Origin of the sequence: Coprococcus sp. AM100_B19A (assembly GCF_027662015.1) — a bacterium.
Lineage (GTDB): Bacteria > Bacillota > Clostridia > Lachnospirales > Lachnospiraceae > Allocoprococcus > Allocoprococcus comes.
In genome coordinates this window covers 79,947-102,521 of record NZ_JAQDKN010000004.1, presented here as the reverse complement: position 1 = coordinate 102,521, position 22,575 = coordinate 79,947, and the positions used below count along the sequence as shown (strand labels likewise).

Sequence of the window (22,575 nt, the reverse complement as noted above, 5' to 3'; positions counted from 1 at the left end):
AAATGGAGATTATTTGTTATTTATCAAATGGATATCCTACAATTGAAGCAAGTTATAATATGGCAGTAGAATATGCAGATGCAGGATGCAGAATGATGGAAGTGGATTTTCCATCCAGAAATCCATACCTGGAGAGTGATTATATTGCAGGAAGAATGAAAAAAGCACTGGAGGCTTGCGATGATTATGAAAAATATATGGATTCAATTGTTGCCATTCAGAAGAGACTTCCAGATGTGAAGATTCTGGTTCTGGCATATGAAAATACAGTTGAAGAGATTGGTGTAGACAGATTTATTGAGTTCTGCCTGACAAATAATTTAAAAGATATTTTGCTTGTTGGCTTAAAAGATGATATTATTAAAAATAAGATAATTGCAGCGGGGCTTCAGGTATCTTGTTATGTACAGTTCCATTTACCGAAAGAAGAAGTGGAAATGGCAAAACAATCAAATGGATTTGTATATTTACAGGCGAAGCCGTATGATACACAGCAAAAAAATGAGGAATATCCTACATTAAAAGATTGTGTAGAGTATTTAAGAAGCTGTGGAATTGAAAGACCTATTTATTGTGGGGTAGGCGTTCATGCACCAGAAGATGTAAGACTAGTAAGAGAGGCAGGCGGGGATGCAGCGTTCGTTGGCAGTACAATTCTAAAACTTCATGAAAATATTCCTGCAATGAAAGAAAAGATCAGGGAATTTAAAGCTATGTGTTAACACTTGGAATATTCTGTGATCAAAAAAGGTGAGATGGGGTGAAGGAGATGTTCGACGAAAAGTTACCTAAATATTATCTTGTGAAGAAGGCAATCGTAGAGAATATTGATAATGAAGTTTACGATTCAAAGGAGCCGATTCCGAGCGAAAGAGAATTGATGGAGACTTATCAGGTCAGCAGAATTACGATCCGGAAAGCGATTGATGAATTGGTCACAGAAGGATATTTGTACAAAGTCCAGGGAAAAGGAACCTATGTAAAGACGGATGAAGGAAGTAACAATCTTTTTTCAATTACGAGTTGTACAGAGGATGTATTAAAACTGGGGATGATACCAAGTAAAAAAGTTGTTGTTTCAGAGTTGGTCAATGCAAATGTAAAGAGAGCAAAAGCACTTGAGATTACAAGCAGTGATAATGTTTATATGATAGGAAGAATCTTATATGCAGATAAGGAACCTTTAAACTATACACTGACTTTTGTGCCAGAGAAGATTTTTCCGGGATTATCAAAGTATGATTTGAAAGAGGAATCTCTTTATCGGATTATAACAGAAGTTTATGGTGTTAAGATAACGAAGGCCAGAAGAACGATTGAAGCGATTGGTGCGCAGGACGAAATTGCTGAGTATCTGGATATCGAGGAAGGGACACCTATTATTCTGTTCCGTTGTATTACATATGGTATTGTGAATGGAAGAGAAATTCCGATCGAGAATTTTAAATGCTATTATCGAACAGATAAATTTAAATTTTATATTGATCAGGTGAGATAAAAAATCAGGGAAATAGTAAAATTGAGCACATCGAGCTCTTCGAAAAGTCGTCAGCAGAAATGTTGGCGACTTTTCAATTTTTGGAAAAATGTTACAAATCTAATACAAAAAACAAAGAAAAAAGTGGCAAACAGGTGTGAATATAGATGGAAAAATGTTACAATACTAATAATGGAGGTGCAAAAGCATGCTGGAAAGAAAGATATACAGAAAATTAGATGAGTGGAAGCGGACATCAGATAAAAAAGCACTGTGCATTATTGGAGCCAGACAGATAGGGAAAACTACCATTATAAGAGAATTTGCAAAGAAAAATTATGAGCATTATGTTGAAGTTAATTTTATCTTAGATAAAGAGGCGGGGAAAATATTTGATGGTAATTTGGATGCAGATACAATCATTACGAATCTGACTGCGTTTAAAATGCAGGAATTTGTACCTGGAAAAACTTTGATTTTTTTAGATGAGATTCAGGAATGTCCAAATGCCAGATGTGCAATTAAGTTTCTGGTTGAGGATGGAAGATTTGATTATATTGAATCAGGATCGCTTTTAGGAGTACGATACAAAGAAGTACCATCTTATGCAGTTGGCTATGAAGAAATCTGCTATATGTATCCGATGGATTTTGAGGAATATATAAGAGCAAATGGAGTTCAGGACTCTACAATTGAATTATTGAAAACATGTTATTCTGAACACAGTGAGGTCCCGGAAGTGGTTCATCAGACTATGTTGAAATTATTTTACACGTATATTGTTGTCGGAGGAATGCCTGCAGTTGTCCAGATTTATGTGAATACGCATGATATAGGAAAAGTCGTTGCACTTCAGAGAGAGATTTTAGAATTGTATCGTCTGGATATTGGAAAATATGCAGAAGGGTCAGACAAAATTAAAATCAGGGCAATTTTTGACAGTATTCCGGCACAGCTTAACAGCAAAAATCGGAGATTTATTTTAAATAAAATAGATGATAAAGGAAGGATGAACCGTTATGAAAATGCATTTTTATGGCTGAGTGATGCAGGAGTTGCACTTCCTTCTTACAATATTGAAGAACCTCAGCCGCCATTGCGTCTGAATGAAAAAAGAAATCTGTTTAAACTATTTATGGGAGATACAGGGCTTCTGTGTGCAGCATGTATGGAAAATATTCAATTTGCGCTGTTGAATGGTAATATGGAAGTGAACATGGGAAGCATTTTGGAAAATGTATTTGCACAGATTATTAAAAGCAACGGTTTTAGTTTGAATTATTTTGAATCGAAAAAATATGGAGAATTAGATTTTGTGATTCAAAACGGAATGGAAGTAGATTTGCTGGAAATAAAATCCGGAAAAGATTACAAAAAACATTTTGCATTATCAAAAGTGTCGGCAGTAGAAAACTGGGAGTTTGGAAGAAAAATCATATTCTGTTCCGGAAATGTAGAGGAAGAAGAAGGAATGGAATATCTTCCGTGGTATCTGGCAATGTTTTACCAGGTGAATAAAGAACCAAAAGAATATAAATATGAAGTGGATTTGTCGGGATTGTTATAAAAAGAGAGTGCTCTTTGATGCAAAAAGGGTATTTTTTACATCTGCTTATTTTTCACTACTCATTTTCCACTTGACATTCCCCCACTTTCATCATACCATTTTGTAGAATGTTTATTGTCAATGAAAAATGGACTTACAGAAAAGGGGAAAATCACAGATGAAAAATTGGAATCAGGTTAAGCTGGTGCCGGAATTTAATGAACAGGGTGTAGCTTGTTATAAACTGGCCGGTGGAAACTATGTAAATGAATATTATGTTGTATCGGAAGCAGAGACAAGAAAGCTTCTGAATACACCGGAGATCGTCGGATATGAGGTATATGACTGCCTGATTCCTTCTACATCTCAGATGCTTTACTATTTTAAGGAACAGAAGAAAGTGACAACTGCAAATATTCTTTCTATCTTGAGAGGAGCGTTGAACTATCCGTTGGAGGAAAGCTGCTACAGAGAGCACATCCGTGTACACGATATCAGTTTCTTATCCAGTGAGCGTGTATTTGCGGATGAAGAGATTGCAGGGCTTGAAATCAAATATAGTAAGCTTACCATGGTTCCGGACAGCACACTGATGATCGGAGATATCATTGCAAGTGGGGAGACTCTGATCCACTGCCTGCGCTATGTGACAGATTTTTACAGGAAGAACGGAGCAAAGCTTCGCAATATTATCATTTTCACAATTGGTGGAACAAAGGGAATTGAGATTCTTGAGAATCTTACCAGAGAGATCCGTGAGTTCTGGCCGGAATTTGAAGGGTTCATTACCGTGTATTATGAAGGAATTTTCAGTACTTATCAGGATAAAGGTGTGTCAGGAATCAACCTTCCGGATGTGGACTTCTACTGGAAGGACGGAATCATCGCGCCGGAGTTCAGAAGAGAGACACTTTCCATGTGCAGTCCGCTTTTTGAAAAATGTATCATCTACGATGGCGGGGCAAGACGCTATGAGATTCATGAGCATGTAGAGGAAGTTCTGGAATTCTGGGAAGGAATCAAAGAGAGAGCAGATAAGATCGATTTTAAAAAACTGCTTGATGAAAAGATTGGATACCCGACACCGATCAGTTATGAGGACTGGATCGAGAAGAACCACTATGAGAAGATCCGTCCGGCAGACACCAAGTGGCTGTACCGTCAGGAACAGGGATATATCGAGAGTATGAAAAATATTACATTAAAAGAACTGGCAGATCAGAGAATTACCGAATTTACCGATTCTTTGAAGAAATATATGCTATAAAAAGAATGAACTTGTTGATCACAGAGAATGGAATGAGGTAAAAAATGAGCAAAAACACGAAAGATACAACTGTTGATATTGACTATGCGGACCAGGCAGTCCCGAAAGAGGGCAGAAAAGGTTTCCTGACCATGTTTATGATTATGCTGGGATTTACATTTTTCTCGGCAAGTATGTGGGTTGGGCAGCAGATGGCAGCAGGACTTGATTTCTGGGGATTTATCAAGTCCCTTCTCCTTGGAGGAGCGATCCTTGGTGTGTACACAGGACTTCTGGGATATGTAGGTGCAAAGACCGGACTTAGCATGGATCTTCTGGCAAAAAGAGCGTTTGGAGAAAAAGGATCTTATCTTTCTTCTGCAATGATCAGCTTCACTCAGATCGGATGGTTCGGTGTAGGTGTTGCGATGTTTGCAATCCCGGTATCAGGAGAGCTTCTCGGTGGAAGTAAGGCTGCGATGTGGGCTCTGGTATTGGTTGCAGGAGGCTGTATGACCGCTTCTGCATATTTCGGAATTGATTCCCTTACGGTGGTAAGCTATATTGCAGTTCCGCTCGTTGCGATTCTTGGAACGGTAGCAATGGTGATGGCAGTTCGGCAGGGAAATGGAACGATCGTTGACCAGTTTGCAGTATCCAGTGGATCTGTGACCGTGATCGGTGGAGCGGGTATGGTAGTCGGTTCCTTCGTATCAGGCGGAACGGCAACTCCGAACTTTGCAAGATTTGCAAAGGATGCCAAATCAGGTACAATTGCAACGGTTGTAGCATTCTTTATCGGGAATTCACTGATGTTCTTTTTTGGGGCGATTGCCTATATTTTCGTTGGCGGAAATGATATCTTTGAGGTTATGATCCGTCTGAATCTGTTCTATATGGCGATTCTGGTTCTGGGACTCAATATCTGGACAACCAACGACAATGCGCTGTATTCAGCAGGTCTTGGACTGGCAAATATTTTCCGGCAGAAGAAGAAACCGATGGTTCTGATTTCAGGAATTATCGGAACACTTCTTTCTGTATGGCTGTATTACAATTTCTGTAACTGGCTGAATGTACTGAACTGTACCCTTCCGCCGGTAGGGATTATCCTGGTACTCTCGTACTTCATAAATAAGAAGGAGTACGACAGTGATAAAGTAGAAATCAAAACTGTGAACTGGTTTGCCGTGATCGGTGTGATTGCAGGTGCAGTGGTAGCAAATCTTGTGTCATGGGGAATTGCTTCGATCAATGGTATGGCAGTTGCAGCGGTCTGCTATGTGGCTGGACAGGTGGTTTGCAAAAATCGTGAAGAAGCGGCAGAAAATGCATAAATGAATAGCGTAAATGAACGGGCAGATTCGGGGGACAGAGTCTGCCCGTTGTTATATTATGGAGCAGGATTACGCATAAGGTTATCAGTCTAAACAATATTATTAAAAAAACTGACCATAAGTCAATAAACAAATTGACTTATGGTCAGTTTTGTTGTATATTGGTTTTGTAAAATAAATGACCGGCAGTCATTAAGAGAGAAAGAATAAAAAGAAAAGAGGAATAAAGTATGGTAAAGGTTGGCAAAAAGATTGTTAAATTCAGAGTACCGATACTGATACTCAGTATTATCCTTTTGATTCCGGCTGTGTGGGGGTATGTGAACACCAGGATCAACTATGATGTGCTGACTTATCTTCCGGAAGACATTGAGACAATGCAGGGACAAGAGATCATGACGAATGATTTTGGGATCGGGGCATTTTCGATGCTGATGGTAGACGGCATGGAAGATAAAGAGATTGTGAAGCTGAAAGAAAAGGTAGAGAAGGTAGACGGAGTAGAGAATGTACTCTGGTATGATTCACTGGCTGATATTTCGGTTCCACAGAGCGTGCTTCCGTCAAAGCTGTATGATGAGTACAACACAGAAGACGGAACAATGATGGCGGTATTTTTCAAAGACGGAACTTCATCCGATGAAACCATGAAGGCAATTACCGAGATCCGTAAGATCACCGGAGAGCAGTGCTTTTTAAGTGGAATGTCTGCGATTGTAGAGGACACCAAAGAGCTTGCCGAAAAGGAAACACCACTTTATGTACTGATCGCAGTCGCACTTTCTGCACTGGTTCTGGCAATTACGATGGAATCGATTTTTGTTCCGGTATTGTTCCTTTTGAGTATCGGAATCGCAATCGTATATAATCTTGGAACGAATGTGTTTTTTGGAGAGATTTCTTATATCACGAAGGCACTGGCAGCGGTACTTCAGCTCGGTGTCACTATGGACTATTCTATTTTCCTGATGCACAGTTATCAGGAGCAGCAGGTGCGCTATAACGGAGATAAAGAGCGGGCGATGGCACACGCGATTTCCCAGACCTTTTCATCCGTAATCGGAAGTTCAGTTACGACAGTTGCCGGATTTATCGCACTTTGCTTTATGAGCTTTACTCTTGGAAAAGATATCGGTATCGTTATGGCAAAAGGTGTTATCTTCGGAGTTCTGGTCTGTGTAACTGTTCTTCCGTCCATGATCCTGTGCTGTGACAAGCTGATCGAGAAGACAAAACACAAACCGCTGCTTCCGGATATTGGAAGGATTTCGGATAAGGTGACAAAGCGTTACGTGATTTATGTAGTAGCATTTGTGATCCTTCTGTTTCCGGCGATTTACGGAAACAATCACACAGGTGTTTACTACAATCTGGATGAATCGCTGCCAAAGGATCTTCCGAGTGTCATTGCGAACACGAAATTAAAAGAAGATTACAATATGAATACCACACATATGATCCTGGTGGACAGCTCGGTTGCAGGTTCTGATGTCAAGAAGATGTCACAGGAGATTGAAAAAGTAGATGGTGTTAAATGGGTACTTGGACTGGATAACCTGATCGGCTCCGGTGTTCCGGCAGATATGCTCCCGGAATCTGTCACCGGTATGCTGAAAAATGACAAGTACCAGCTGCTGATGGTAAATTCTACTTACAAAGTAGCAACGGATAAAGTAAACAAACAGATTGAGCAGATTGATAAGATCATGGATAAATATGATAAGGGTGCAATGCTGGTAGGAGAAGGACCTCTTACAAAAGACCTGATTAACATTACAGACACGGACTTTAAGCGCGTAAGCGCAGTGTCTATTGGAATCGTATTTGTGATTATTCTGCTTCTGTTCAAATCAGTTACTATTCCGGTGATCCTGGTCGGTGTGATCGAATTTGCGATCTTTGTGAATATGGGTATTCCGTTTTACACTGGAACAAAGTTGCCGTTTGTGGCATCAATCGTAATCGGTACGATCCAGCTTGGCGCGACTGTGGATTATGCGATCCTGATGACCACCAGATATCAGAGAGAGAGAAGCCGCGGCGCAGGCAAATTTGACGCGATCACAACAGCACATAAGTTCTCTGCGCAGTCGATCATCGTCAGTGCGCTCAGCTTCTTTGCTGCAACGATCGGTGTCGGACTTTATTCCAATATCGATATGATCAGTTCGCTGTGTATTCTGATGGCGAGAGGTGCACTGATCAGTATGGTGGTTGTTGTGCTGATCCTTCCGTCCTTATTCATGGTATTTGACAAGATTATTGTAAAGACGAGCAAAGGTTTCCGACCGTCAGGCTTGAAATCATAACCACATCATAGTATAATTCTCTTGGATTATTATATGATACAAGGAACGGAGAAAAAGATCCGTGCGTATCAAAAGGGCTGATACAATCCTGCTATCATAAAAGGAATAAGGAGGAATCCACTATGATTAATTGGAACAATTTGGATACACTTACATCATTTAAAGAACTTTCGGAAGTAGAACGTGTCAATCTTGCAGAAGTGATGTCCGGTGAGAACGGAGCAGAACGTGTTAAGGATTACAGCGTTCCGATGACAGAGGATCTTACTTACAATTACGCTGCAAAAGCAGTAGATGATAAAGTACTTGCAGCACTTGCAAAGCTTGCAAAAGAAGCGCAGCTGACAGAAAAGTACGCAGCACTCTACAATGGAGAAGTGATCAACACAGGAGAAAAGAGACTGGTTCTTCATCAGCTCACCCGTGGACAGCTTGGAGATAAAGTAGAAGCTGACGGAGTAGACAAGCGAGAATTTTATGTTAAGCAGCAGCAGAGGATCGCAGATTTTGCCAATAAAGTACATGCCGGCGAGATTACAAATGCAGCAGGTGAGAAATTCACAACAGTCGTACAGATCGGTATCGGTGGAAGTGACCTTGGTCCTCGCGCAATGTATCTTGCACTTGAGAACTGGGCTAAGAAGAACGGCACATTCAAGATGGAAGCCAAATTCATCAGCAATGTTGACCCGGATGATGCAGCAGCAGTACTGAATTCAATTGATGTAGCACATTCTATTTTTGTTCTGGTATCAAAGTCAGGAACAACTCTTGAGACTCTTACCAATGAGTCATTTGTAAAAGATGCCCTGAAGAATGCAGGTCTGGATGCTTCCAAGCATATGATCGCTGTTACAAGCGAGACATCACCACTTGCAAAGAGCGATGATTATCTTGCAGCATTCTTCATGGATGATTATATCGGAGGACGTTACTCATCTACTTCAGCAGTCGGTGGTGCCGTACTTTCGCTGGCATTCGGACCGGAAGTATTTGCACAGTTCCTTGCAGGAGCAGCAAAGGTAGATGAAGTTTCCAAGAATGAAGATTTATTGAAGAATCCGGCAATGCTGGATGCGATGATCGGTGTATACGAGCGTAATGTACTCGGATATCCGGCAACAGCCGTTCTCCCATATTCACAGGCACTGAGCCGTTTCCCGGCACATCTGCAGCAGCTGGATATGGAATCCAATGGTAAATCAGTTAACCGCTTTGGCGAACCGGTAGATTACCCGACAGGTCCGGTGATCTTCGGAGAACCAGGAACAAACGGACAGCATTCCTTCTATCAGCTTCTCCACCAGGGAACCAACATCATACCGCTCCAGTTCATCGGCTTCAAGAACAGCCAGATCGGAACCGATGTTGTGATCCAGGACAGCACAAGCCAGCAGAAGCTCTGCGCAAACGTAGCTGCACAGATCGTAGCATTTGCATGCGGTAAATCAGACGAGAACCGCAACAAGAATTTTGAAGGTGGACGTCCGTCAAGTATTATCATCGGTAAAGAACTGACACCAGAGACACTCGGTGCACTTCTTGCACATTTTGAGAATAAGGTTATGTTCCAGGGATTTGTATGGAATGTGAACAGCTTTGACCAGGAAGGTGTTCAGCTTGGGAAAGTACTTGCCAAACGTGTACTTGCCCATGAGACAGACGGAGCACTGAAAGTATACAGTGATCTTTTAGATATCTAATCAGAATTAATGAAAGAGACCAGAGTCGGTGCGGATTTTAGGATTCGGACCGGCTTTTTGGATACGAAAATATGCAAGAGAAGCTACCAGGATATTCTGTCAGGATTTCCGGCTGAATGATTGTTTTTTAGGAAAAAGACATAAAACCAGGAAAAGAGAAAGACTATGAAATTAGAAAATTACGAGGTGCATCTCCCGAATTATTCCATCGGAGATGCAATTTACGATAAAATCGGACCGGTCTGTGAATCTTATGGGAAAACGGTACTTGTGATCGGCGGAAAAAGGGCACTTGATGCGGCTTTTGATAAGATCAAAGCGGCGGTCGACCAGACGAATCTGGAGATTATTGGAAAAGAACTTTATGGGAAAGACTGTACCTATCAGACGGTAGAAAAGCTTCGCCGGATGTCGGTTTATCAGAAAGCAGATATGGTATTTGGAGTAGGAGGGGGCAAAGCACTGGATACGGTAAAATGTCTGTGTATCACAGATGATAAGCCGGTGTTCAGCTTCCCGACAATCGCATCCAACTGTTCGGCATGTACATCGGTGTCAATCATGTATAACGAGGATGGTACCTTTCTGAAACCGAATTTCTTCGTGCGTCCGGTCATGCATGCATTTATCGATACAGAAATCATAGCAAAAGCACCGAGTCAGTATATGTGGGCAGGAATTGGTGATACCTATGCAAAATACTATGAAGCAACAATCTCATCAAGGGATGAAAGACTGGAACATTTTACCTCACTTGGTGTAGCAGTCAGTCTGATGTGCAGGAATCCGCTTCTGGAATATGGACCGAAGGCATTTGCAGACCATAAAAAGGGACTGTGTACATACGATGTAGAGCAGGTGGTTCTGGCGATCGTTGTGACAACCGGAATTGCATCCATTTTCCTTACAAAAGATTTCACACCGGATTATAACAGTGGACTTGCACATGCAATTTTTTATGCTCTGACGAAGTATCCGGTGATCGAGCAGCGGCATCTGCACGGGGAAGTAGTTGGATTTGGTGTGCTTCTGGCACTTCTTGTAGATGGACAGGAAGAAGAATTTGAGAAAATATATCAGCTGAATCGCGAGATAGGGCTTCCGGTGTCCTTGAAAGAAATTGAGATTACAGAGGATGAATGGAAAGAAAGTATGGGACATATTCCGAAAATGTCGGATGTAGCACATTACCCATATAAGGTAACCCGGGAAATGCTGGAAGATGCAATGCAGAAACTGAAAGAAAGAGTCAGAAAGGATCAGAGCCATGAAGAATAAGAAATCCGCAGCTTCCTCTATGATTCTTGGGGTAGCGTTTGTCTGGTTTACAACACATTTCGGAGGTGGATTTGCCTCGGGTGCGCAGATCTACAGTTATTATGTGCGTTATGGAATCTGGTGTCTTCTGATGCCGGTTCTGGCAATGGGATATAATGCTGTATTTTTCGCGTACTGCCTCCGGTTTGCGAGAAAGCATGAGGTATATGATTACCGGTCTTATAACAATGCGTTTTACGGGAAGTTTGCGCCGGTATTTTCCAATTTGTTTGAAGTACTGTATATTTGTGTGATGTGCGTGGCTCCCGCAGTTGCATTTGCGACAGGCGGAGCGACCTTAAGTACCCTGACCGGACTTCCGTATCTGCTGTGTACGTTGATTATCGGCATATTTATCTTCGTTGTGGCAGTATTTGGAACAGACCTGGTGCGTAAGGTGGCTTCTGTCCTGTCTGTCTGCATTATCGCAGGTCTTCTGATCGTGTATATTCCGAATATCATCGCAGGTGCAGGGCAGATTGCAGATACAGCTTCACGGATGACTGTAAATGGCGGATCCTTTGGGAAAGCACTCTATTCAGCATTTATTTACGGAACATTCCAGCTGGCAAATGTGGCTGTTTTTGTGCAGCATGCCAAGAGCTTTGAAAAGCCGGATGATGCGGTGCAAAGTATGGGAATCGGATGGATCATCAATGCACTTATGATGATCATGGTTGTGCTTGGGATTATGACTGTTTGTACCAAGCCGGAGATGAGCGAGGCGAGCGTCCCGACACTTTTTATGGTGCAGTGCGGTGTTGGAAAAGGATTTATGATGCCGCTGATTTCTGTTTTGATCATTCTTGGAGCGGTATCTACGGCGGTTAATATGGTGGCTGCAATGGTCAAGAGAATCTGTAGTGGTCTTGATAAGATGAAAAAAGAGACAGGAACGGATGAGAAAAGAAAAATCGGTACAAAGGAAATTGTGGCAGCATTTATCTGCTGTGTTGTAGATTTTGGAATCGCACAGTTCGGGCTTCTGACACTGATCCAGAAGGCGTATAGTGTGCTGGCGTATCTGGCGATTCCAGTAATCCTTATTCCATATCTGATCCACATGGCAGTGACCAGATTTGATACGAAGTAATGAGAGAATAAAGGGAAAAGAGGAAAAAAGATGCCAATCGGTGTTATAGTAAATGTAAGTATGGTGATGCCGGTTAGTTATCTTTGGAGTACTTATATTTTACCATTAGTGAGGTGATGGAATGGCAAAGATTACAGTGTGGTCAAAGCAGCATGAAAATGTCTGGAAAGTTCTTCAGGAGACCGGACGATATACGGTAAAGCGAGAGTATATCATAAAGGATCTCAAAGAACATTCGGAGCTGGTTCTGGATACTTATGAATGGCTGGTCAAGAACGGACCGGACTACGGGAATAAACCGGCGGATGTGGAATTTCCGGTATGGGTATCCTTCAGGCAGGATGCAACGATGCTTCCGGAAAAAGGAAGAGTGATCTTGGAACTGGAGATCGAAGAATCCCTGATTACCAGAGTGAATTTCACAAAATGGGGAATGATCCTCAACTATTCCTATATTCCGGCAGACAAGGCGGATGAAAAGCGGCACAAAGAGCTTCTGGAAGCCTATGGAGTCAGCGACACGCAGGCGTATATGTCGCAGTTCTATCCGGAGATCAAACGGGAGATCCGGGAGAGCTGGAAGAGGCTTTTTGATGATGACATCCAGATCGGAAGTGATGGATGTTATGGAAACATCTGGGAGGTGCGAAGAGAATGGGTGAAAAATGTAATACAATAACCTTATATGCATCACAGGCAGACCCGGTAATCGAAGCAATTGAGCGGAATGGCGTGTGCTATTCCAAAGAGGCGTATGTGCGGAAAAAATATCAGGAGAGTGCAAAGATTTTCACAACAGCCTATTCCTGGTTTGTGCGTGAGATGGAGAAATATGTGAAGAAGCCGGATGGTGCGGAGTATCCGTACTGGGCATTCCGTGAAGCCTATAATGTGGATCAGTCGATGGGCGGCAACTTCCTGACACTGGAAGTACCATTGGATGAAGTTCTGCTTTTTGATATGTATGACTGGAATAAGATTCTCTGTCTCAAATATATTGGGGAAGATGAAAAAGATGAGGAGCAGTTCCAGGAGCAGCTGGAGATGTATGGGATCAAAGAGATGGATGCGGTGTTGAGTAATTTTTATCCGTTACAGAAGCAGCAGATCCTGAAAAGCTGGCAACGTCTGACACGGTATCATGAAGAATTGGTACATGGAAATACAGAGCTTGTAAGGGATGTACAAGCAGGACTCTGGAGAATAAAAAAGGAGTGGATCAGATAGATGAAAGTATTGGTATACAGAAAATGCAGCACCTGTCAGAAGGCGCTGAAATGGCTGGAGGCGCATGAGATTGCATTTGAGGAACGGGCAATCGTGGAGGAAAATCCAACCTATGAAGAGCTGAAGGAATGGCATGCGATGAGTGGGGTCCCGCTGAAAAAGTTTTTTAATACAAGTGGGATGCTTTATAAGCAGATGCAGCTGAAAGACAAGCTCCCGACGATGACGGAAGATGAGCAGATAAAGCTGCTGGCGACAGATGGTATGTTGGTGAAAAGACCGTTTGTAGTTGGGGACGGATTTGTACTGACCGGGTTTAAAGAAAAAGAATGGGAAGAAAAATTGTTGAAGTAGTGGGGAAGATGAGTGCTGTAAAAGGTGCTCATCTTTTTATTCTGCCTGTAAAGAATGTGTAAAAAGAATTGAAAGAAGACGGAACACTTACGAAACTGAGTAAGAAATGGTTTGGACAGGATACGGCTCCGGAAGAGGACCGATTTGAAAAAACAATAAACTAAAAAGAAAAATAACGGGTAACTCAATGAAAAGAGGAACCCGTTATTTTTTATTCAGATTTTTTTGATTTTATTAGACCAAGGAGCAGGACGGCCGGAAAAGTAATGGCTGCGAAAATCCCGCTTTTCAGACTGCCGCCGGCGTAGGAAGATACTAGACCTGCAAGCGTCGGACCACCGGAACATCCCAGATCTCCGGCAAGTGCAAGGAGGGCAAACATTGTTGTGCCGCCACGTGGAATAGAGACGGATGCGGTGCTGAAAAGTCCCGGCCACATAATTCCAACGGAGAATCCGCAAAGCGCACATCCCAAAAGGTTCAGCGCAGGAAATGGAAGGATGGAAATACATAAATAGGAAAGGATGCAAAGAATGCAGCTTCCTCTCATGAACAGATCCAGCCGGATCCTGTCTCCGTATTTCCCGTAAAGCAGCCGGGACCCCCCCATACAGGCTGCAAAGGTAAGAGGACCGGCAAGATCGCCGAGTGTTTTGGAAATGTGCAGGCTTGTCTCAGCAAAAGTGGATGCCCATTGGCTGACTGCCTGTTCGCTGGCACCGGCACAGGTCATCATAAGCATTAACATCCAGAAGATTTTAGATGTGCACAATTCTCTGAGAGAAAGTCCCTGTTCACCTTCTTCGTGAAGGGAGTAGATTGGTGCACTTCTGAAGAGGAAAGTGTTAAATATTGGGATGACAGCCCACATAAGTGCGAGGATTTTCCAGTGCGATATTCCGAAAAACCAGAAAAATGCGGTTGATAACAGAACAACGCCCACATGCCCCCAACAGTAAAAGGAATGCAGGAGACTCATTGCTTTTTCTTTGTTATCAGTAGGGCAGGCTTCAATGATCGGGCTTACCAGTACTTCGAGAAGTCCACCGCCGATCGCATAAATGATAACTGCGATTACAAGTCCGGTATAAGGGGAGGAAAAAACTTCCGGAAGAACGGTGAGTAATATCAGTCCTGCCGCAGAAAGAATATGCGCAATTAAAATCGAAATGCGGTATCCGATCCTGTCGATGAAGAATGCGGATAGAAGATCGACAAACAGCTGAATGATAAAGTTGAGTGTGATCAAAAAGGTAATTCGTTCTAGTGAAATATAGTAATTATTTTGGAAAGTGACAAAAAGAAGAGGAACAAAATTATTTACGATAGCCTGAACGATGTAACCAATAAAACAAGCGTAGATGGTCTGCATACAATTTGTGTTTTTTTTCATTTCTTAAAAGCTCCTTTCAAAATAGCACTATATCATATTGGAGGGGTGGATGTCTTGACGAATATCGCATAAATATAGTACAATATCTTCAAAACACAAAAGGTATAATGAAAATGCAAATAACAGAGATAATAACAGATGAAACACTGAGGGAAATACGTGAACACGGAACGCCGGAGTTTCCTTTTGAATATTATCTGGATGATATCGATGAAATTGGTCAGGGTTATGTTGAATGGCACTGGCATAATGAGATTGAATGGGCATGGGTTGAATCTGGAAAAGTAATCTGCAGGATTGGAAATGAAAAGATTATCCTTGAAGCGGGGGAGGGGATTTTTATAAACAGCAGAGTGATCCACCGCTTTGAAACACCGGGTGGTGCGCTTATGCCAAATATCCTGCACGCTCCAGAGCTGCTTGCTGCGCGGGAAAGTGCAATTTATCAAAAATATGTTAGTCCTGTAATTACATATGGTAAAGAATATGTGATTTTGGAAAAAGAAAAAAATAGTGGTATATTAAGTCTGCTGGATGAGATATACAAAGATGCCGGAAAGGAAATGCTTAGAAAAGAACTGATTATACAGAACAAGATCAGCAGATTATGGGATGAATTGTTTGAAGAAGTTCCGAATATTGTACAGAGAGAGTCCCGGAATAAGAATCTCCTTTTACAGTCGCGGCTCAGAGAGATGATGCAGTTTATAGAAAACCATTATAAAGAACGAATTTCTTTGGAAAGGCTGGCAGCGGAAGCGAACATTAGTAAAAGTGAAGCCCTTCGATGCTTTAAGCGTGGAATAGGGACGACTCCGGTGAAATATTTGATCGATTACAGGCTGGAGAGGGCAAAAGAATTATTGTGTAAGACGAATGATACGGTTATTCGGGTTGCCGCAGATGTGGGAATAGATAATACAAGTTATTTTGTAAGAATATTTAAGAAAATGTATGGGATGACACCAGGAGCATTCCGGGAAGAAGAAGGACTGAAAAAGGCTGGAGAAAAATAACATATTAGAAGAAATTCTCCGAATTTAGTTGACTTTTTGATACATCATGATATCATTACTTCGTATGGCTGAAGTGTTCGGGAGGGCGGAACAACTGGCTTTGTAAGAAGAACAAAAGAGAGAGGTTTTGGGAAAAGGAAAATGAATGTGAAATACGATTACGAGAGAATTGTACAGGGGATCCTGGACATTGGGGAAGCTATGATTAGATGTGGAGCGGAGAACTTTCGTCTGCAGGACAGTCTGTACCGTATTTGCAGAAGTTATGGATTTGTAAAGTATGATATTTTTGTTATACCAAGCAATATCCAGATTACGGCAGAGACACCGGAAGGGCAGATTATTACACAGATCCGACTGGTAGAAATAGGGGAATGTGACTTTGACAAACTGGATTATCTGAATAATCTGTGCCGTAAAGTCTGTAAAGAAAAGCCGGATGCAAAAGAAATGAGTAGACAGTTTGAAGAGGTGATGGGAAGACCGGAACAGAAGTGGTACACCCATTATGCGGCCGGTATTTTAGGTGGTACCGGATTCGCGGTATTCTTTGGATGTGATATAAGGGATGCGATCATTGCGGTGATCGTATCAATTGTGATCGTTGCAGCAGGGAACTGGCTGGCCGAACGTGAGAAGAACCTGCTGGCATATAACCTGATCTTATCGTTTATTGCAGAGATGATCATTCTGTTATCTGTTAAATTTGGATTTGCGGATCATGGGGAGCGGATCATGATCGGAATTGTCATGCTCCTGATCAGTGGACTGAGTACGACGAACGGAATCCGTGATCTGCTTCAGAAAGACTTTATCTCCGGAACGATCAATATCATGAATTCCATGCTTGGTGCTTCCGGAATCGCATTTGGTACGGCGATACCGATGATTCTTTTTGGCGGTGTAGAGGCGGAAGGATTTATCCTTACCCCGAATCTGATCGTACAGCTGATTTCCTGTACCGCAGCCTGCGTGGGATTTGCACTGTGGTTTAAGATCCGGGGCATGCAGGTGGTTTACTGTGGAATCGGAGCATTTTTTACATGGCTGATTTATGCACTTGTTTATGAGGCGCGTCCAAGTAACTTCCTTGCAACTACAATTGCGGCGACATTCGTTGCATTCTATGCATTTATTATGTCGCGGATAAATAAAGCACCATCAACAATTTTCCTGACAGCGTCTGTATTCCCTCTGATTCCTGGACCGAATCTGTACTATGTAATGTACGCATGCGTAAGCGGGAATATGCATATGCTCCTGGAACAAACGATCACACTTTTTGCAACCTGCGTTGCAATTGCATTTGGATTTAACTTTGTAGATATTGCATCAAGAACTATCATGCGTGGTATGAAGGTAGAATATCACATTGGAAAAAGTGACAGATAAATAAAAAGTTTCAGCCGCGGATTTCATTCTGCGGCTGAAATTTTAGCCTGTGTGCCGGGAATATGCCTGGATGAGAGCAGATTCCGGATGCACCTGGACAGTCCGAAGGCTTTCGTAAAAAATTATTTAATTTCTTGACTTTATACTTTCGGTATGGTACACTAACCTAGCGAATGGAAGTATAGGTCTTTTTTTTATGCCTATTTTTAACAAAGAAAGTTTCAGGCGTGAAGCTTTCACGACAGCCTCGCAAGCTGTCATGCAACTAAAAATTAGAACATAAAAAGCGAGGTGGAAGTTGTGCGTACAAGAATTACACTGGAATGTACAGAATGCAAGCATCGTAACTACAACATGACAAAGGATAAGAAGTCTCATCCGGAACGCATGGAAACAAAGAAATACTGTAGATTCTGCAAATCACACACATTACACAAAGAGACGAAATAGTCGTTGAAGGGAAGTGAATGTTATGGGCGAATCTAAAGACAAAGCGAAGACAAAAGAGAAGAAAACTCCTTTCTTCAAAGGTCTGAAAGCTGAGTTTAATAAGATTATCTGGCCAGACAAAACCACACTTACCAAACAGACAGCTGCGGTCGTAGTTGTTTCCGTTATCTTAGGAGCGATTATCACGATCTGTGATATCCTGGTAAAATTCGGGGTAGATTTATTAGTTAGATAAGATACTGATAAATGGTAATGCAGGAAAGGTGAGTTTATGGCAGAAGCAAAATGGTATGTTGTGCATACCTATTCAGGGTATGAGAACAAGGTAAAAGCCAACATTGACAAAACGATCGAGAACCGTCATCTGGAAGATGAGATCCTTGAGGTCCGTGTTCCGATGCAGGAAGTTGTCGAATTGAAGAACGGCGTACAGAAAGCGTCTCAGAAAAAGATGTTTCCGGGATATGTTCTGATCCACATGATCATGAACGATGATACCTGGTATGTGGTACGAAACACAAGAGGTGTTACAGGATTTGTAGGTCCTGGATCCAAACCGGTTCCGCTTACAGATGAAGAGATGGCACCACTTGGTATCCAGAAAGAAGACATCGTGGTAGATTTTGAAGAAGGAGATACTGTGACAGTAACAGGCGGAGCCTGGGAAGGAACAGTCGGCATGATTCAGACTATCAATATGGCTAAACAGAGCCTGACGATCAATGTTGATTTATTCGGCCGCGAAACGCCGGTAGAAATCAGTTTCGCAGAAGTCAAAAAAATGTAACTTTATGCGCAGTGCATAATGAACACGTGGGAGGGAAATCCCCGCAAATACCACAAGGAGGTACTTTAAAATGGCAAAAAAAGTTTCAGGTTATATCAAATTACAGATTCCAGCTGGAAAGGCTACTCCGGCTCCACCGGTTGGTCCTGCTCTTGGACAGCACGGTGTAAATATCGTTGAATTTACAAAACAGTTCAACGCAAAGACAGCTGATCAGGGAGATCTGATCATTCCTGTAGTAATTACAGTTTACAGTGACAGAAGTTTCAGCTTCGTTACAAAGACTCCTCCGGCAGCAGTTCTTATTAAGAAAGCCTGCAACCTTAAATCTGGTTCAGGTGTTCCGAACAAGACAAAAGTTGCTAAGATTACAAAAGCTCAGGTAAAGGAAATCGCAGAACTCAAGATGCCAGACCTGAACGCTGCATCCGTAGAATCAGCTATGAGCATGATCGAAGGAACATGCCGCAGCATGGGTGTAACTGTAGTAGAGGACTAATTCAGACTGCATAAGCAGAATGTAAGGAAACTGAAAAAATACGTGGGAGGGAATTCCCGTAATCACCACTAGGAGGTATTTAGAATGAAAAGAGGAAAGAAATACGTAGAAGCTGCAAAGTTAATCGACAGAGCAACTCTCTATGATAGAGATGAAGCAATCGCACTTGTTAAGAAGAGCGCGACAGCTAAATTTGACGAAACAATCGAAGCTCATATCAGAACAGGATGTGACGGACGTCATGCAGATCAGCAGATCCGTGGCGCTGTAGTTCTTCCACACGGAACTGGTAAAAAGGTTCGTATCCTTGTATTTGCTAAGGACGCTAAAGCTGAAGAAGCTAAAGCTGCCGGAGCAGATTACGTAGGTGGAGATGAACTCATTCCGAAGATCCAGAATGAAAACTGGTTCGAATTCGATGTAGTTGTAGCTACACCGGATATGATGGGTGTTGTTGGACGTCTCGGACGTGTACTTGGACCAAAAGGTTTAATGCCAAACCCGAAGGCTGGTACAGTAACAATGGACGTTACAAAAGCTATCAACGAAATCAAAGCTGGTAAGATTGAGTACAGATTGGACAAGACAAATATCATCCATGTACCGGTAGGAAAAGCTTCTTTCACTGAAGAACAGCTTGCTGACAACTTCCAGACGCTTATCGATGCGATTAACAAAGCTAAACCGGCAGCAGTAAAGGGTCAGTATCTTAAGAGTGTGACACTTACTTCTACAATGGGACCTGGTGTAAAAATCAACCCAATGAAGCTTGCTTAATCAGTATTGAATAAATGTAAATAATAGAGACACCGTATGCGGAGTGATCCGTTACGGTGTCTTTTTGTGCAACATGAAATCTAACAAACAGTATTCTGTATACATTGTGCATTTTTTGACGAACAATGCATGAAAACATTGAAAATCGGGGAAAATAATGATAACCTATGCCTGTGAAAAAAATATCAAGCAATTAAAAGGAGGCACTTTGTCATGGTTAATATTCAAAAGGCAGCAATTATCGGATGTGGGTTTGTAGGAGCGTCCTCTGCGTTCAGCTTACTTCAGAAAGGGATCTTTTCCGAACTGGTACTGATCGATGCGAATAAAGAAAAAGCAGAAGGGGAGGCAATGGACATAAGCCACGGTAGACCATATGCGCACCCGATGAAAATATATGCGGGATCTTATGATGATATCAGTGATTGTTCACTAATCATCATTACAGCTGGGGCAAATCAAAAACCGGGAGAGACAAGACTGGATCTGGTACACAAAAATGTAGCAATTTTCAAATCGATTATTCCGGAAATCACAAAACGCGGATTTGAAGGAATCCTGCTTGTTGTAGCAAATCCAGTGGATATTCTGACTTATGCGGCACTTAAGATTTCCGGATATCCGAAGGAAAGAGTATTCGGAAGCGGAACCGTTCTGGATACTGCAAGATTCCGCTATCTGTTAAGTGAACATCTTCAGGTTGCGAGCCGGAGCGTACATGCCAATATCATCGGAGAGCATGGAGACAGTGAGCTTGCTGTATGGAGCGGGGCAAATGTAGCGGGAATTCCAATCAATGATTTCTGTGAACTTCGCGGACATTATCAGCATCAGGAATCTATGGAAAGAATTTATAAGACCGTGCGGGACAGTGCTTATGATATTATCCAGAAAAAGGGTGCAACCTATTATGGTGTGGCAATGGCGGTTGCGAGAATTGCAGAAAGCATTGTTATGAATGAAAATGCGGTTCTTCCTGTCACGAGTCTGATGGAGGGAGAATACGGACTGGAAGGACTCTGTATCAGTGTTCCGACCATAGTTTCGCAGAAAGGTGCAGAAAAAGTTCTTGAGATTCCACTGAGCGATGAAGAAAAAGAAAAATTGCTTTCATCTGCAAAAGAATTGAAGGAAGTTCTGGATGGTTTGGACTTATAATAGAAGAAACTGGATGAAATTGAAAAAATTGAAAAAATACACTTGACTTTCTGGTAAACGTATGCTATATTTACGAAGTAACTGCCGAAGACAGTAGGTGCCGTAAGGCATAAGGGTCAAAACGCCTACCGAGGAAGACAAGATTCATTAGATTTGAATTTGTAAACCTCTGTGCTTTGGCGCGGAGGTTTTTTAGCGCATGATTGCGTGATATGAAAGTCCCCGCTGGGACCGAGACTTTCTGGCAGTTGAAAATACTACAAGGAGGTGCACCATTCGTGGCAAAAGTTGAATTAAAACAACCTATCGTACAGGCAATCGTTGAAGATCTCACAGATGCTCAGTCAGCAGTTATCGTTAACTACTGTGGACTTACAGTAGCTCAGGATACTGAACTTCGTAAACAGCTGAGAGAAGCAGGTGTTATCTACAAAGTTTGCAAGAACACAATGATGAAGAGAGCTTTTGAAGGAACAGATTTCGCACAGCTTGACGAATATCTGGAAGGACCGAACGCTATTGCAATTTCTAAAGAAGATGCAACAGCACCGGCAAGAATCATCTGCAATTTCGCTAAGAAAGCAGAAGCTCTTGAAGTAAAAGCAGGTGTAGTTGAAGGCTCAGTATATGACGCAGCTGGTATTCAGGAACTTTCTAAGATTCCGTCAAGAGAAGTACTGCTGTCCAAATTACTTGGAAGCTTACAGTCACCTATTACAAACCTTGCTCGTGTTCTTAATCAGATCGCAGAACAGGGTGATGCTCCGGCAGAAGCTGAAGCAGAAGCACCGGCAGCAGAGTAAGCTGTACCGGAATCCCATCCGAGTGTGGGAACAGTAAGAGGCGAAAGAGCCAATCATTAAAATCAAATGGAGGAAAATAAAATGGCAAAATTAACAACAGCAGAATTTATTGAAGCTATCAAAGAATTATCTGTACTTGAATTAAATGACTTAGTTAAAGCATGTGAAGAAGAATTTGGTGTATCCGCAGCAGCAGGTGTTGTAGTAGCAGCAGCTGCAGAAGGTGGAGCAGCAGCAGAAGAAAAAGATGAGTTCGACGTAGAACTTGTTTCTGCTGGAGCATCTAAAGTTAAAGTTATCAAAGTTGTTCGTGAAATCACAGGACTTGGACTTAAAGAAGCTAAAGAATTAGTTGACGGAGCACCGAAGGTAGTTAAAGAAGGCGTTTCTAAAGCTGAAGCTGAAGAAATCAAAACAAAACTTGAAGCTGAAGGAGCAGAAGTTAACCTTAAGTAATTTTGGTTATCACACTGTGAATGACAAGAGCGTATCGCGCAGGATTTCCTGCAGTGATACGCTCTTTTGATTTTTTATACTTTTCTGCGGTATGCATACAATGATGATGAGGATTGCGAGAGTGCAAAGCACGTAGCAATCTGGTATCAAAGGGACCGAAAGTAAATTTTGCCACTTACATTATAAAATACAATAAAAATACAATTCTTTGAAAAGTTAGACTTGACAATCGGGA

General features: G+C 42.0%; 23 protein-coding genes and 1 other annotated feature. Of the genes, 22 read left to right on the top strand and 1 reads right to left on the bottom strand.

The annotated features are described in order from the left end of the window. The first annotated feature begins 2 nt into the window (after positions 1–2). The 12 genes from PGQ33_RS05450 (at position 3) to PGQ33_RS05395 (ending at position 13,609) form a co-directional block, all read left to right on the top strand. Entirely contained in the window at positions 3–722 is a 720-nt protein-coding gene (locus tag PGQ33_RS05450) for a tryptophan synthase subunit alpha (RefSeq protein WP_022219924.1), read from the top strand. Positions 723–769: 47 nt separating this feature from the next. Continuing rightward, the gene (locus tag PGQ33_RS05445; RefSeq protein WP_118198673.1) at positions 770–1,498 is read left to right on the top strand and encodes a GntR family transcriptional regulator; all 729 of its coding nucleotides are present in this window, start codon (positions 770–772) and stop codon (positions 1,496–1,498) included. Between the two features lie 187 nt (positions 1,499–1,685). Beyond that, positions 1,686–3,044: an ATP-binding protein gene (locus PGQ33_RS05440; protein ID WP_117557398.1), complete on the top strand. Its 1,359-nt coding sequence runs from the start codon at positions 1,686–1,688 to the stop codon at positions 3,042–3,044. A gap of 157 nt (positions 3,045–3,201) precedes the next feature. After that, positions 3,202–4,290, top strand: coding sequence for a hypothetical protein (locus tag PGQ33_RS05435; protein ID WP_270205393.1), 1,089 nt, complete (start codon positions 3,202–3,204; stop codon positions 4,288–4,290). 44 nt (positions 4,291–4,334) lie between these two features. After that, positions 4,335–5,606, top strand: a complete 1,272-nt coding sequence (gene codB / locus PGQ33_RS05430; protein ID WP_195548864.1) for a cytosine permease — start codon at positions 4,335–4,337, stop codon at positions 5,604–5,606. A 230-nt stretch (positions 5,607–5,836) separates the two neighbouring features. Beyond that, the gene (locus PGQ33_RS05425) at positions 5,837–7,915 is read left to right on the top strand and encodes an efflux RND transporter permease subunit (RefSeq protein WP_270205392.1); all 2,079 of its coding nucleotides are present in this window, start codon (positions 5,837–5,839) and stop codon (positions 7,913–7,915) included. A gap of 122 nt (positions 7,916–8,037) precedes the next feature. After that, on the top strand, positions 8,038–9,618 hold the full coding sequence (locus PGQ33_RS05420) for a glucose-6-phosphate isomerase (RefSeq protein ID WP_008373449.1): 1,581 nt from the start codon (positions 8,038–8,040) through the stop codon (positions 9,616–9,618). A 165-nt stretch (positions 9,619–9,783) separates the two neighbouring features. After that, positions 9,784–10,896, top strand: a complete 1,113-nt coding sequence (locus PGQ33_RS05415; RefSeq protein ID WP_055247576.1) for an iron-containing alcohol dehydrogenase family protein — start codon at positions 9,784–9,786, stop codon at positions 10,894–10,896. Beyond that, positions 10,886–12,028 (top strand): YkvI family membrane protein, encoded by a 1,143-nt coding sequence (locus PGQ33_RS05410; RefSeq protein WP_270205391.1) that lies wholly within the window; start codon positions 10,886–10,888, stop codon positions 12,026–12,028. The genes PGQ33_RS05415 and PGQ33_RS05410 overlap by 11 nt, the downstream gene beginning before the upstream one ends. 121 nt (positions 12,029–12,149) lie before the next feature. Continuing rightward, entirely contained in the window at positions 12,150–12,707 is a 558-nt protein-coding gene (locus PGQ33_RS05405; RefSeq protein ID WP_008373458.1) for a DUF3841 domain-containing protein, read from the top strand. Then, a complete protein-coding gene (locus PGQ33_RS05400; protein WP_055296491.1) occupies positions 12,683–13,255 on the top strand; it encodes a DUF3841 domain-containing protein in 573 nt (190 codons plus the stop codon). The genes PGQ33_RS05405 and PGQ33_RS05400 overlap by 25 nt, the downstream gene beginning before the upstream one ends. Further along, on the top strand, positions 13,256–13,609 hold the full coding sequence (locus PGQ33_RS05395; RefSeq protein ID WP_055247510.1) for an arsenate reductase family protein: 354 nt from the start codon (positions 13,256–13,258) through the stop codon (positions 13,607–13,609). Positions 13,610–13,820: 211 nt separating this feature from the next. Here the strand turns inward: PGQ33_RS05395 and PGQ33_RS05390 are convergent, their stop codons facing one another. Beyond that, the gene (locus tag PGQ33_RS05390) at positions 13,821–15,002 is read right to left on the bottom strand and encodes an MFS transporter (RefSeq protein WP_270205390.1); all 1,182 of its coding nucleotides are present in this window, start codon (positions 15,000–15,002) and stop codon (positions 13,821–13,823) included. A gap of 107 nt (positions 15,003–15,109) precedes the next feature. On the opposite strand from PGQ33_RS05390, the gene PGQ33_RS05385 reads away from it, so the two are divergent. The 10 genes from PGQ33_RS05385 to rplL all read left to right on the top strand — a co-directional run bounded on the left by PGQ33_RS05385 (position 15,110) and on the right by rplL (position 22,340). After that, a complete protein-coding gene (locus PGQ33_RS05385) occupies positions 15,110–16,018 on the top strand; it encodes an AraC family transcriptional regulator (protein ID WP_270205389.1) in 909 nt (302 codons plus the stop codon). A 141-nt stretch (positions 16,019–16,159) separates the two neighbouring features. Continuing rightward, positions 16,160–17,410 carry a threonine/serine ThrE exporter family protein gene (locus tag PGQ33_RS05380; protein WP_270205388.1) on the top strand — a complete coding sequence of 417 codons (1,251 nt, stop codon included), beginning with the start codon at positions 16,160–16,162 and terminating at the stop codon, positions 17,408–17,410. 300 nt (positions 17,411–17,710) lie between these two features. Beyond that, positions 17,711–17,860, top strand: a complete 150-nt coding sequence (gene rpmG, locus PGQ33_RS05375; protein ID WP_081445272.1) for a 50S ribosomal protein L33 — start codon at positions 17,711–17,713, stop codon at positions 17,858–17,860. Positions 17,861–17,882: 22 nt separating this feature from the next. Further along, positions 17,883–18,095, top strand: a complete 213-nt coding sequence (gene secE, locus PGQ33_RS05370; RefSeq protein WP_008373480.1) for a preprotein translocase subunit SecE — start codon at positions 17,883–17,885, stop codon at positions 18,093–18,095. 36 nt (positions 18,096–18,131) lie between these two features. Continuing rightward, a complete protein-coding gene (gene nusG / locus PGQ33_RS05365; RefSeq protein WP_008373482.1) occupies positions 18,132–18,647 on the top strand; it encodes a transcription termination/antitermination protein NusG in 516 nt (171 codons plus the stop codon). 70 nt (positions 18,648–18,717) lie between these two features. Then, entirely contained in the window at positions 18,718–19,146 is a 429-nt protein-coding gene (rplK, locus tag PGQ33_RS05360) for a 50S ribosomal protein L11 (protein ID WP_055247516.1), read from the top strand. Between the two features lie 84 nt (positions 19,147–19,230). Next, the gene (gene rplA, locus PGQ33_RS05355) at positions 19,231–19,923 is read left to right on the top strand and encodes a 50S ribosomal protein L1 (protein ID WP_008373486.1); all 693 of its coding nucleotides are present in this window, start codon (positions 19,231–19,233) and stop codon (positions 19,921–19,923) included. Positions 19,924–20,136: 213 nt separating this feature from the next. Next, complete coding sequence (locus PGQ33_RS05350) at positions 20,137–21,081, top strand: L-lactate dehydrogenase (RefSeq protein ID WP_008373488.1); 945 nt, start codon at positions 20,137–20,139, stop codon at positions 21,079–21,081. A gap of 66 nt (positions 21,082–21,147) precedes the next feature. Beyond that, positions 21,148–21,284, top strand: a sequence feature (ribosomal protein L10 leader region). Between the two features lie 75 nt (positions 21,285–21,359). Beyond that, on the top strand, positions 21,360–21,884 hold the full coding sequence (gene rplJ, locus PGQ33_RS05345; RefSeq protein ID WP_022220338.1) for a 50S ribosomal protein L10: 525 nt from the start codon (positions 21,360–21,362) through the stop codon (positions 21,882–21,884). A gap of 81 nt (positions 21,885–21,965) precedes the next feature. Continuing rightward, positions 21,966–22,340 carry a 50S ribosomal protein L7/L12 gene (gene rplL / locus PGQ33_RS05340; protein ID WP_022220337.1) on the top strand — a complete coding sequence of 125 codons (375 nt, stop codon included), beginning with the start codon at positions 21,966–21,968 and terminating at the stop codon, positions 22,338–22,340. The last annotated feature ends 235 nt before the right edge of the window (positions 22,341–22,575 follow it).

Coding starts and splice junctions, on each gene's coding strand:
- PGQ33_RS05450 (WP_022219924.1), top strand. CDS start 3: ATGGAGATTATTTGTTATTTATCAAATGGATATCCTACAATTGAAGCA.
- PGQ33_RS05445 (WP_118198673.1), top strand. CDS start 770: ATGTTCGACGAAAAGTTACCTAAATATTATCTTGTGAAGAAGGCAATC.
- PGQ33_RS05440 (WP_117557398.1), top strand. CDS start 1,686: ATGCTGGAAAGAAAGATATACAGAAAATTAGATGAGTGGAAGCGGACA.
- PGQ33_RS05435 (WP_270205393.1), top strand. CDS start 3,202: ATGAAAAATTGGAATCAGGTTAAGCTGGTGCCGGAATTTAATGAACAG.
- codB (WP_195548864.1), top strand. CDS start 4,335: ATGAGCAAAAACACGAAAGATACAACTGTTGATATTGACTATGCGGAC.
- PGQ33_RS05425 (WP_270205392.1), top strand. CDS start 5,837: ATGGTAAAGGTTGGCAAAAAGATTGTTAAATTCAGAGTACCGATACTG.
- PGQ33_RS05420 (WP_008373449.1), top strand. CDS start 8,038: ATGATTAATTGGAACAATTTGGATACACTTACATCATTTAAAGAACTT.
- PGQ33_RS05415 (WP_055247576.1), top strand. CDS start 9,784: ATGAAATTAGAAAATTACGAGGTGCATCTCCCGAATTATTCCATCGGA.
- PGQ33_RS05410 (WP_270205391.1), top strand. CDS start 10,886: ATGAAGAATAAGAAATCCGCAGCTTCCTCTATGATTCTTGGGGTAGCG.
- PGQ33_RS05405 (WP_008373458.1), top strand. CDS start 12,150: ATGGCAAAGATTACAGTGTGGTCAAAGCAGCATGAAAATGTCTGGAAA.
- PGQ33_RS05400 (WP_055296491.1), top strand. CDS start 12,683: ATGGGTGAAAAATGTAATACAATAACCTTATATGCATCACAGGCAGAC.
- PGQ33_RS05395 (WP_055247510.1), top strand. CDS start 13,256: ATGAAAGTATTGGTATACAGAAAATGCAGCACCTGTCAGAAGGCGCTG.
- PGQ33_RS05390 (WP_270205390.1), bottom strand. CDS start 15,002: ATGAAAAAAAACACAAATTGTATGCAGACCATCTACGCTTGTTTTATT.
- PGQ33_RS05385 (WP_270205389.1), top strand. CDS start 15,110: ATGAAAATGCAAATAACAGAGATAATAACAGATGAAACACTGAGGGAA.
- PGQ33_RS05380 (WP_270205388.1), top strand. CDS start 16,160: ATGAATGTGAAATACGATTACGAGAGAATTGTACAGGGGATCCTGGAC.
- secE (WP_008373480.1), top strand. CDS start 17,883: ATGGGCGAATCTAAAGACAAAGCGAAGACAAAAGAGAAGAAAACTCCT.
- nusG (WP_008373482.1), top strand. CDS start 18,132: ATGGCAGAAGCAAAATGGTATGTTGTGCATACCTATTCAGGGTATGAG.
- rplK (WP_055247516.1), top strand. CDS start 18,718: ATGGCAAAAAAAGTTTCAGGTTATATCAAATTACAGATTCCAGCTGGA.
- rplA (WP_008373486.1), top strand. CDS start 19,231: ATGAAAAGAGGAAAGAAATACGTAGAAGCTGCAAAGTTAATCGACAGA.
- PGQ33_RS05350 (WP_008373488.1), top strand. CDS start 20,137: ATGGTTAATATTCAAAAGGCAGCAATTATCGGATGTGGGTTTGTAGGA.
- rplL (WP_022220337.1), top strand. CDS start 21,966: ATGGCAAAATTAACAACAGCAGAATTTATTGAAGCTATCAAAGAATTA.